The sequence below is a fragment of the Thalassospira alkalitolerans genome, assembly GCF_002115745.1.
GTDB lineage: Bacteria > Pseudomonadota > Alphaproteobacteria > Rhodospirillales > Thalassospiraceae > Thalassospira > Thalassospira alkalitolerans.
The window spans coordinates 1-10,383 of record NZ_JFKB01000035.1 but is presented as its reverse complement, the minus strand read 5'-3'; the positions used below and the strand labels follow the sequence as shown (position 1 = coordinate 10,383).

Sequence of the window (10,383 nt, the reverse complement as noted above, 5' to 3'; positions counted from 1 at the left end):
TGGGAATCCTGAATGTAAACACCGCCTAGTGACGTTCGACAGACAGCCGGGATCGGCCAAGGTTATTAATATCACATTGACCATAATGTAGTTTCCCGGCATAGATGGCGGCTATGGTCGTAACGTAAACCAAGGGAATGCTCATGTGCCGCTGGCTAAGCTATATCGGGGAACCGGTTTATCTTGAAAAACTGGTGTTCGAGCCGCGTCATTCCCTGGTGGAGCAAAGCCTTCGTGCTGAACAGGCCAAAACGCCGACCAATGGCGATGGTTTTGGTCTTGGCTGGTACGACGACCGCAAGACACCGGGGCTTTATCGTGAAATCCTTCCGGCGTGGAATGATCCCAATCTGCGGTCACTGGCCCATCATATTCGGTCGGGGATGTTTTTTGCCCATGTTCGGGCCTCGACCGGAACAGAAACCAGTCGCACAAACTGCCATCCCTTTGCCCATGATAATTTCCTGTTCATGCATAACGGTCAGATTGGCAATTATTCGTTGGTGCGGCGCGTGCTTGAGGCGATGGTCGATGACGAATTTTATGCAGCCCGGCAGGGTACAACCGACAGTGAACTGATTTTCTGTTTGATGCTGACCTTTGGCTTGCGCACGGACCCGCACCGTGCAATCCGCAAAACCATCGAAGTCGTTGAACGTGAAATGCGTAACCGTGGCATAACCGTACCGTTCCGCTTTACGGCCTGTCTGGCAAACGGGGAAAGCGTATGCGCCATTCGTCATGCCAGCGACGATAAATCACCGTCGCTTTATTGGCGCAAGCGCGACAATCACGTCATCGTCGTGTCCGAGCCGTTGGATGCGGAAAGCGATAGCTGGATCGCGGTGGCACCGAACCACACCCTGCATGTCACCCGCGATCTTCAGATTTGTGAAGAGCCGACGATGGTGGCAACCGGATGCAAAGGGGCTGCTTGATTCTAGTTTCTAACTTGTGACGATTATGTGTGATCGGCCCTGAACAAGTTTCTGTTGCAGGGTGTCACCTGGTGCAGTGTTGAGCATCACGGTTTTAAAGTCGCTGGCGTGTCCGTCGCGACACAGGGCCTTGCGGCCGACCTTTTTCTCATCGACGAGCAGGATGGCGTGATCGCAACAGGCGACAAGCGCGCGTCGGGCGCGGACTTCGTCCATGTTGAAATCCATCAGATCGCCGGTTTCTGACATGCCGCCGACACTGACAATGCCGAAATCGGCGCGATAGCTGCCAAAGAAATCAGCACTGTCGGCCCCGATGATATCAAGGTCGCGTGTGCGAATGGTGCCACCCGCAAGACGCAGCGTCACATTGGGTGCGTTTTGTAATGTCAGCACCACATGGATATTGTTGGTCAATACCGTCAGGTTGCGGTGCGAGGCAAGGCTTTGTGCGGCCAGTTCGGCAGTGGTGCCGGTGCCAATGGCAATGGTGCAGCCTTCGGGGATGATGTCGGCGATTTTTGTCGCCAATGCGCGTTTGCCACTGCGGTTCCAGACTTCACGTTTTTCATAGGCTGAGTTATCCGGATCGGGTGCCGGGCCGGCAAGGCCGTGGCGGCGAAAGATGCGGCCCTGTTCGTGAAGATCGCGCAGATCGGTACGGATCGTCTGGACCGAGACATTAAACCTTCTTGCCAGTTCTTCGACCGCCATAAAGCCGCAGGATTTGACAAGGGCGACAATTCTGTCGCGTCGGCGGTCAAGAGGCACGGGATCGGACATTAAATTTCCTTTTTAGACTTTCGTTAGAAAGCCTGTGTTTCGCAATGTTTGCGATTATAGACAGGCTTGAATGCGCCTGCAAAGCCCGGATAGCCTTTTGAAACATTTAATTCTTTGCTTTGTCACACAACTGAAACCGAAATCCATATAGCGTCCCGCTCGGATTGTTTTCGAACGAAACCTTCGGGGTGACCCAAAATGGTTCACCCTACGCAATCAAGGGATGTGGATGATGCGTAACGTTCTTCTTGCTGCCGTGGCAACTGCTGCGATGATGTTGCCAGTTGCCGGTCAGGCGGCCGAGAAATTGGTTCTTTATACCAGCCAGCCAAATCAGGATGCCCAGACCACGGTTGATGCCTTTAAGGCTGCCAACCCGGATGTTGAGGTCGAATGGGTGCGTGATGGCACCACCAAGCTGATGGCAAAACTGCGTGCCGAGATTGCCGCTGGCGACCCGCGCCCGGATGTTTTGCTGATTGCCGATACCGTCACGCTTGAAGGTATGAAAGGCGAAGGTCTTTTGCAGGCCTATAAATCGCCGGAAGCATCGGCCTATGAAGATGCGCTTTATGATGCCGATGGTTTTTATTATTCGACCAAGCTGATCACGACCGGCATTGTTTATAATACCGGCGTTAAAAAAGCCCCGACAAGCTGGAAAGACCTTGTTGATCCGGCCCTGAAAAATCAGGTCGTGATGCCAAGCCCGCTTTATTCCGGTGCCGCCCTTATTCATCTGTCGACCTTGACCGAGAACAAAGATCTGGGTTGGGATTACTATCAGGCATTGGCCGCCAACGAAGCCCGCGCACAAGGCGGTAACGGTGGCACGTTCAAGGCCGTTGCATCGGGTGAAAAACCGTATGGCGTGGTTGTTGATTTCCTGGCAATCCGTGGCAAAGCCAATGGGTCGCCGGTTGATTTCGTCTTCCCGTCCGAAGGTGTCACCTATGTGACCGAGCCGGTTGCGATCTTGAAAACCGCGAAAAACGTTGATGCGGCGCATAAGTTTGTCGACTTTGTGCTTTCGGGCAAAGGTCAGGAACTGGTTCTTGATATGGGCTATGTCCCGGCACGTGGCGATATGGCGCTGCCAGCGGGTTTCCCGGCACGTGATGCGATCAAACTGATGGATTTCAATCCTGCGATTGCACTGGAACAGGCAGAAGCGAACAAGAAAAAGTTCGCGGATATTTTCGGGGCTGAATAATGCAGGCAGTAAGTCGCCTTCGCGGCTTCGTTCCCGGCACAGTTCGCCAAATGGCAGGCAATCGGTCTTCGGACCGGTTGCTGCCATGGCTTTTGGTGCCGGTGTTCGTGATTTCCATTTTGCCGATGGCGCGTCTTGCGATTGAAGGCGTGTTTATCGGTGGTGTTCCCAGTACGGATTATATCCGTGATGTTCTGGGCAATTCGACGACATGGCGGGCGACCACCAATAGCCTTTATACCGCGGGACTTGGGACGATTATTTCGCTTTTGATCGGGGGGGCGTTTGCCTTTTTGGTCGCATTAACCGATATCCGCGCCAAGGCCGTGCTGGTTTTCTGTTTTATGATTCCGATGATGATCCCGCCTCAGATCACCGCCCTTGCCTGGGTGCAATTGACCGGGCCAAGCAGTGCATTGTTAAACGCGATTGGCATGGCACCCGCCATGGGATCGCCCCAGCCGCTTTATTCGGCCGAGGGAATTGCGCTGTTACTGGGTATTCAGCATGCGTCGATTGTGTTTTTGACGCTGCGGGCCAATTTGCGCCTGTTGCCGCGCGAACAGATCGAAGCCGCACGGCTTGCCGGTGCGCGGGGCGGTCGTTTGTGGTGGCAGATCATTTTGCCATTGACCAGCCCCGGTTTGATTGCCGGAACGGCGATGGCGTTTGTAACGGCCCTTGGTAATTTCGGTATCCCGGCGATGCTGGGCATTCCGGCAAATTATTCGACATTGCCGACCCTGATTTATCAAAAACTGGCCGGGTTTGGCCCGTCGGTTTTGGGCGAGGTTTCGGTTCTGGCCATGTTGATTGGTGCCATCGCCATTTGCGGTGTGGCGCTGCATCACCGATTGCTGGGCAAGCGCGATTATCGGCTGATGGGGATGGTCGGACGGCCGCTTGATATCCGACTGGGGGCGCGGCGTTCGCTGGTTGAAATCGTGCTTTGGGCCGTTTTGATTGCCATTTTGGTGGTTCCGTTAATGGGGCTGATCGCGACGGCATTGGTGCCGGCATTCGGGGTGAAGTTGAGCTTGTCGAACTATAGTTTTGATGCGTTTTACGAAGTCCTGTTTGTTCAGCCATCGACGATCCGGGCGTTTCATAACAGTTTCATGTTGTCGGTCGGGGCGGCGGTGACGCTGGTCGCGATTTGTTTGCCACTGGCCTATGTCATTGTGCGCAGGCCCACCCGGTTGACCCATCTGGTCAATCTGATGGTTGAAGTGCCCTATGCATTGCCCGGTGTGGTGTTGGCGATTGCCTGCATCCTTTTGTTCATTCGCATTCCGGTGATCAATATCAGCCTGTATGGCACGCTGGGGATCATTTTTGTTGCTTATCTGGCACGGTTTTTGGTGATTGCACTGCGCCCGGTGATGAACAGTTTTTCCCAGCTTGACCCCGCATTGGAAGAAGCCGCACAGGCGTGCGGTGCGGGGGTGGGGCGCCGGTTGCGCGATATTTTGTTGCCATTGGCAGCCCCATCGGCAGCAGCCGGGGCGTTGTTGGTGTTTTTGACCGCCTTTAACGAGCTTACCGTGTCGGCCCTTTTGTGGTCGTCAGGGAACGAGACGCTGGGCGTTTTGATTTTCAATCTGGATGACAGTGGCGATACCGTTTTGGCCTCGGCCGTGGCGGTAGTGGTCGTGATTGTCGTTATTACGTTGATGACCTGTTTCCAACTGGCATCACGTCGTTTGCCCAAGGGGGTTGTGCCATGGCAGACATAAATCTTTCGCGGATTACCAAATCATTTGGCGATTATCGCGCGGTAAATCAGGTGTCGCTTGATATTGCCGATGGCGAATTTGTCGCCCTGTTGGGGCCATCGGGATGTGGCAAGACGACATTGCTGCGTCTGTTGGCCGGGTTCGAGGAACCCGATGGCGGCGTAATTTCACTGGGCGGGCAGGCGGTTGCCGATCCGGCCAATCGGGTAATGGTTAATCCCGAGGCGCGCAATCTTGGCATTGTGTTTCAATCCTATGCGCTTTGGCCGCATATGTCGGTGGCGCGCAATGTTGGTTATCCGCTGGAAGTGCGCGGGCTTGGCCGTGCGGAACGTGATGCCCGCATTGCCAAAGCATTGGCAACGGTTGCACTTGAACCCTATGCTGATCGTAACCCGACCGAGCTTTCCGGCGGGCAGCGACAGCGGGTTGCCCTGGCGCGCTGTCTGGTGATGGAGCCGCGTGCGGTGTTGCTGGACGAACCGTTGGCGAATTTGGACGTTCACTTGCGCGAAACCATGCAGCAGGCGTTTCTGGATTTTCACCGCCGGACCGGGGCGACAATGATTTACGTCACCCATGATCAGGCCGAAGCCATGGCGATGGCAGACCGGATTGCGGTGATGGACAGGGGGCGCATTCGTCAGATGGCCGCCCCCGAAACCCTTTACCGCGAACCGGCCGATCATATGGTTGCGGGCTTTGTGGGTGCCGGGGCCGTGTTGCCAATTGATGATGTTGCGATCCACGATGCCGGTCGTTGTTCCGTTCGGCTGGGTGATGCGGCCATTCAGGCCCGTATCTGTCAAAAGGTTGCAAGTAACAGCGATATGCGAAATGGCCGCGATTTGGGCCTTTGCCTGCGGCCGGAGGATATCTGGGTCGATGATGCCGGGACATTGCGCGGATCGGTTGAGGATTGCGTCTATCTTGGCGGGCGGTTCCGTTTGATGGTGCGGCTGGATGGTGATCAAATTCTGCCGGTTTATGCGACCAAGCGGGCCCGGATCGGCGAGGCAGTTGGTTTGGTCATTTCCGATGGCTGGGTTTTTGATCGAACAGAAGATGAGGCCGCCTGATGTCAGCCCGGATGCGTGTTTTATCAGGGCTTGGCGAAAAAGGTCCGGCCTGTTTGCGGTTGGAATTCTTTAACCGGCGCTGGTTGCTGGATTGCGGGGTTGGTCCGGAAAATGACAGCGGATTTGATCCGGCGTGGCTTCACAAAGTTAACGCTGTTTTCATTACCCATGACCATGTCGATCATATTGGCGCCGCGGCCGAGGTCGTGGCAGCCGGTTTGCCGATCTATTGCACCGAAGTGACCGCCCGGTCCCTTCCGGCGGATGCCAATGTGATTGTCCTGCCGCCTTACGGGGAAATTCAGGTTGATGGTGTGACGGTGACCACCGGGCGCACCGGCCATTCGTTTGGCGGGGTGTGGCTGCATTTCGAATTAGGTGGCGGGGTTCTGTATACTGGCGATTTCTGCAAGGAGACGGAATACTTCCTTTATGACTCGCCGCCTGATGCGGCGACGGTTTTAATGGATGCGTCCTATGGTATGGAACGGTTGACGCAACAAGTGCGGATTGACGGACTTTTGACCACGATGTCCAAGCTGGATGGACAAATTCTGTTTCCGGTGCCGCCAAGCGGGCGGGCTGCGGAAATGGCGCTTTTGTTCGAAGCACAGGGCATGACAGACTGGACAATGGATGCGCGATGTTATGGGCGGGTCAAACAGGTTTTGGGCGATGATGGGCCGGATTATGTATCGCAAAATGCGATCCGGAAATTGCGCGGGCTTCGGGACAAAGTGCGTGATTTCAATCCCGATTCCAGATTGCTTTTGTGTCATTCACCTTGCGGAACCTATGGCATGGCGGGTGACTTGATTGATCAATGGGGCAAGGCCGGGCGGCTGGGCCGTGATGCGCATGTGATCTTTACCGGTTTCATGCCGCTTGAGGCACGAAACATGGTCGAAAAGGGCCAAGCGCATTTCCGGCGCTGGAATGTGCATCCACTGTTTGATGATGTCGTTAAAATGGCCAATGATTGCCATGCGATGCAGATTGTTCCGCTGTTTAATGGCCGCCCCGAAGACTTTGCCCTTGTCGATGGTTTTGACGGGCGGTTACAGCTTGCCGATCGGTTCTATCTATGAACTTTTATCTGTGAATGGGGAATGACCAAACATGATTTATGCTGCTGAAAAGTTTGAGTTCCCCAAAGTGCCGTTTGTGTTTATTCGCCATGGGGAAACTGATGCCAACAAGGCAGGCATCATCGCCGGTTCGACCGAGCCACCGTTAAATGATATCGGTCGGGAACAGGCGCGTGCTATTGCGCCCCTGATGGCGCGGGGGGTATGGCATGCGCTTTATGTCAGTCCGCAGGACCGGGCGCGACAGACGGCTGATCTGGTGATGCCGGGGTATGATCCGCATATCCTTGACGGATTGCGCGAACGCCATTGGGGCGATCTTGAAGGTCGTCCTGTGACCGAGCTTTGCCCGCGCTTTGAAACCCCGCCAGATGGTGAAGGGTTTGATGCGATGTGCCAGCGGGTTTCCTTTGCCATGCAACAGGCCTTGTCCGAGGTCAGTGATCGATTGACTGTGGTCGTGGCCCATTCCGGGGTGGCACGCTGTATCCTTTACATGACCGGTTTTGGTGCCGAAGGCCCGCGTATGGCCAATGCAACGCCAATCCTGTTCCGCCCGACGGCAACGGATTGGGAATATGAAAATTTGACCGAAGATTTGATCAAGGAGATTTCCGCGTGAGCCAGCCCGAAACCATAAGTTCCACATCCACCCAGCCATCACGTGATGCGGTGGTGTTCGATATGGATGGCACGCTGGCCTATTTTGATGCCGATGCCTTGGGGCATCTGGTGCATGGCATTGAAAAGCAATGGGACGCATTTTTTGATGAGATGGACAAGGCCGCCCCGATTGCCGATATCGAACGTCTTTTGCATGTTTTGCATCAGTCGGGGCAGGCGATTGTGATTTGTTCGGGCCGTCCTGCCGGATGGCAACACCGGTCAGAGGCATGGCTGCGCGCGCATGGTATTCCGTTTGATGGCATGTATCTGCGCCCCGAAGATGCCGATCACCGCACGGACGAGGAAGTTAAAGAAGATCTTTTGGCGCAAATCCGTGCCGACGGGTTTAATCCCTGGCTTGTGGTCGATGACCGTCGGCGTGTGGTGGACAAGTGGCGCGATATGGGCCTGACCTGCCTGCAATGCGCGCCGGGTGATTTTTAGTTTGCAATAGAAAAAACAGTCACTTTGGGAGGCTTTTGCTGAAAGACTAAGAGCGGTCTTGTTGGCCTGTGTAGTGATCGATCAGATTGTTTATCATTCTGCGATGTTGGTGTAGGATGTGGAATGTTTAAGCGCATAGATAAATTAAGAGTAGGGTCCTTGTTTTTCTTGGCTGCCGGTTTTTTGTTTGTGTTGTTTATTAATTTCAGTACAAAAGAACAGAACTTTTTTTGTGCCGGTACAGAGATGGTTGATGGAAAAGACTCTCCGACAAGTTTTTTTCTTAAGTTTGAGCGTTTTCGCTGGTTCATTTTGTGGTCGGATGATGATGGGAGCGCTTGGGTGGAAACTCAGGACGGTCAAGTATACTATTTTGCGTATCTTGATGATTCCGGAGTGGATTGGAATTTTGCGGATCAAAAGTTCCTGATCCCTCCTTTTGGTAAATTTTCGAGTATTAGTAACAAGGCGATGATCGGAATAAGAGATGGTTTTGTTGTGGAAGGTGAGTGTCAGAAATCGCCAAATTATAAATAGTGACTTTATGCCGATATTTTGTTGGCTGTAGCTTGCTGAATGCTGGTCTTTATTTGATTATTCGAACAGGTGACGGTAATCACCATACCCCTCGATTTCAAGATCATCGACTGTGATGAAGCGTAGCGATGCAGAATTGATGCAATACCGCAGGCCACCGGCCTCTTTCGGGCCGTCGGGGAAAACGTGCCCCAGATGACTGTCGCCATGTTTGGATCGGACTTCGATGCGGCGCATACCATGTGTATTGTCTTCGTGGGCGATGACATGGTCGGTATTTACCGGGCGGGTAAAGCTTGGCCAGCCGCAACCGGAATCAAATTTATCGCGGGATGTGAATAACGGCTCGCCCGAGACGATATCGACATATAGACCGTCTTCCTTATGATCCCAAAATTCATTGCGAAACGGCGGCTCGGTGCCGCTGTTCTGGGTGACGTGATACTGATTGGCATCAAGGGCGCTGATAGCATCCTGGTTTTTGGTGTATTTCGTCATGGTTTCTCCAGCAGGGCATGATTTGGTCATGCTTCCGAAGATGGTCGGATTGGCAAAAAAGTCCAGTGCCTTCACGCCAATGTTATGAATTGAACCGGCAAATTATCCCTGGCACCATGGTTGACGCTTGGTCTTGCCGTCATAGGGGCGGGCTAAGCCCTGATTGATCAGATCCTGATCCAGCGCCCTGCCATCAATGCGGACCGATGCGACAACGCGCCCGCCATAGCGGCCCCATTCCGGTTCACAGAATTCAACCCGTTTTGCCGATTTCAGACTTTGACGGGCGAAATCGCGGGCTTTGTTGGCAAGGGATTTTTCAGCGCTGCATTTGCCCCGAATTTCCGGGGTATCAACACCGCGCACGCGCACGGACATTTCGGCGATTTCGCCGGGCAGGCCGGGGATGTTGACGTAAATCGTATCGCCGTCATAGGCATATTCACCCAGACGTTCGCGGAGCGGCCAGTCATAGCAGGCGGCATTGGCCGGTACCGGCAACAGAGTGGGCAGAAGGCTGATTGCGATGATCAGGATGGCGACGATTTGACGGGGGGCGGGACGGGGCATGTATGCTCGTTTTTTTGTTGGGGCGGCGGGATTTTGCTTTGATGGTTTGGGAGTATTGGCGGGAAGGGTGGATTAAATTTTCAAGCGGGCAAGGATTTGGGCGGCGCGTTGTTCTACCGGTCCCTTGCGGATTTCAATCGGTTCGTACCCGCATTGAAGATAGGTGCGATACAGTACGACATATGTTCTGACGGCATCAGCGAAGCTTTGTGAACGGTTTGGATCATTTTTGTGGATTTCCGCCCAAGGCGGCAGGATGAAAACCGTGCGGCGATAGCGATAGGTTTCAATCGCGCGCTTTAATCCCGGGTCATCGGGAAGGGCCGATATTTCGCGATGTGCCAATGTATCTGGCAGCCCGCGATCACAGAACACGGTTCGTGGGTCCTGTTCCATGCCATGCTGCCATGCCCGGATGGCACCGCGGGTCATTAACCCTGCAAAGGCATCGTTATCAGCCCATGGCAGGGCGTTGCCGCCGCGTTCTTTTTGTTCGGCGATCACGGCATGCGTAACGTCGCGGTTGATGTCATAGCCGCGTTCGTGAAGGTGATTGATTAAGGTGGTTTTGCCCGCACCGGGCCCGCCGGTGATGACAACAAGATTGGATGGATAAGGTGACTGCATTCTGCGGTATGGGTTCCTTGCGCGGGGCGCAGGATATGGCGGCGATTTGCGGCAAGTTGATGGCGGGGATGGTGTGTTTTGGAGACAGGGTTTGGATGGCACGTAACTGTGCGAGACGCGCTTTTAGCGTCTAGGTATGGCTTGTCAACGTGATGTTGGTTTGGGGGCTAGGAGCTAGGCGGTGTTTACATTCAGGATTCCCAT

12 protein-coding genes are annotated in these 10,383 nt (G+C 54.2%); 8 read left to right on the top strand and 4 right to left on the bottom strand.

The genetic code is table 11. The annotated features are described in order from the left end of the window. Nucleotides 1–143: 143 nt before the first annotated feature. Nucleotides 144–938, top strand: coding sequence for a class II glutamine amidotransferase (locus TALK_RS21590; RefSeq protein WP_085621236.1), 795 nt, complete (start codon nt 144–146; stop codon nt 936–938). A 9-nt stretch (nt 939–947) separates the two neighbouring features. On the opposite strand, the gene TALK_RS21585 is transcribed toward TALK_RS21590, so the two are convergent. Continuing rightward, nucleotides 948–1,721 (bottom strand): DeoR/GlpR family DNA-binding transcription regulator, encoded by a 774-nt coding sequence (locus tag TALK_RS21585; RefSeq protein WP_085621235.1) that lies wholly within the window; start codon nt 1,719–1,721, stop codon nt 948–950. 229 nt (nt 1,722–1,950) lie between these two features. Between TALK_RS21585 and TALK_RS21580 the strand changes: the two genes are divergently transcribed. From TALK_RS21580 to TALK_RS21550, 7 genes are all read left to right on the top strand, one after another. Further along, nucleotides 1,951–2,934 carry an ABC transporter substrate-binding protein gene (locus tag TALK_RS21580; protein WP_245830075.1) on the top strand — a complete coding sequence of 328 codons (984 nt, stop codon included), beginning with the start codon at nt 1,951–1,953 and terminating at the stop codon, nt 2,932–2,934. Continuing rightward, entirely contained in the window at nt 2,934–4,670 is a 1,737-nt protein-coding gene (locus TALK_RS21575) for an ABC transporter permease (RefSeq protein ID WP_085621234.1), read from the top strand. The genes TALK_RS21580 and TALK_RS21575 overlap by 1 nt, the downstream gene beginning before the upstream one ends. Next, nucleotides 4,658–5,749, top strand: coding sequence for an ABC transporter ATP-binding protein (locus tag TALK_RS21570; protein WP_085621233.1), 1,092 nt, complete (start codon nt 4,658–4,660; stop codon nt 5,747–5,749). The genes TALK_RS21575 and TALK_RS21570 overlap by 13 nt, the downstream gene beginning before the upstream one ends. After that, entirely contained in the window at nt 5,749–6,837 is a 1,089-nt protein-coding gene (locus TALK_RS21565; protein WP_085621232.1) for an MBL fold metallo-hydrolase, read from the top strand. Before TALK_RS21570 ends, TALK_RS21565 begins: the two co-directional genes overlap by 1 nt. A gap of 31 nt (nt 6,838–6,868) precedes the next feature. Continuing rightward, complete coding sequence (locus tag TALK_RS21560) at nt 6,869–7,459, top strand: histidine phosphatase family protein (RefSeq protein WP_085621231.1); 591 nt, start codon at nt 6,869–6,871, stop codon at nt 7,457–7,459. Then, a complete protein-coding gene (locus TALK_RS21555) occupies nt 7,456–7,947 on the top strand; it encodes a phosphatase domain-containing protein (RefSeq protein WP_085621230.1) in 492 nt (163 codons plus the stop codon). The genes TALK_RS21560 and TALK_RS21555 overlap by 4 nt, the downstream gene beginning before the upstream one ends. Before the next feature lie 123 nt (nt 7,948–8,070). Beyond that, nucleotides 8,071–8,484 (top strand): hypothetical protein, encoded by a 414-nt coding sequence (locus TALK_RS21550; RefSeq protein ID WP_085621229.1) that lies wholly within the window; start codon nt 8,071–8,073, stop codon nt 8,482–8,484. Nucleotides 8,485–8,541: 57 nt separating this feature from the next. Here the strand turns inward: TALK_RS21550 and msrB are convergent, their stop codons facing one another. From msrB to TALK_RS21535, 3 genes are all read right to left on the bottom strand, one after another. After that, nucleotides 8,542–8,982 (bottom strand): peptide-methionine (R)-S-oxide reductase MsrB, encoded by a 441-nt coding sequence (gene msrB / locus TALK_RS21545; RefSeq protein ID WP_085621237.1) that lies wholly within the window; start codon nt 8,980–8,982, stop codon nt 8,542–8,544. 102 nt (nt 8,983–9,084) lie between these two features. After that, nucleotides 9,085–9,552, bottom strand: a complete 468-nt coding sequence (locus TALK_RS21540; RefSeq protein ID WP_085621228.1) for a thermonuclease family protein — start codon at nt 9,550–9,552, stop codon at nt 9,085–9,087. Nucleotides 9,553–9,624: 72 nt separating this feature from the next. After that, entirely contained in the window at nt 9,625–10,179 is a 555-nt protein-coding gene (locus TALK_RS21535; protein WP_085621227.1) for an AAA family ATPase, read from the bottom strand. Nucleotides 10,180–10,383 lie beyond the last annotated feature (204 nt).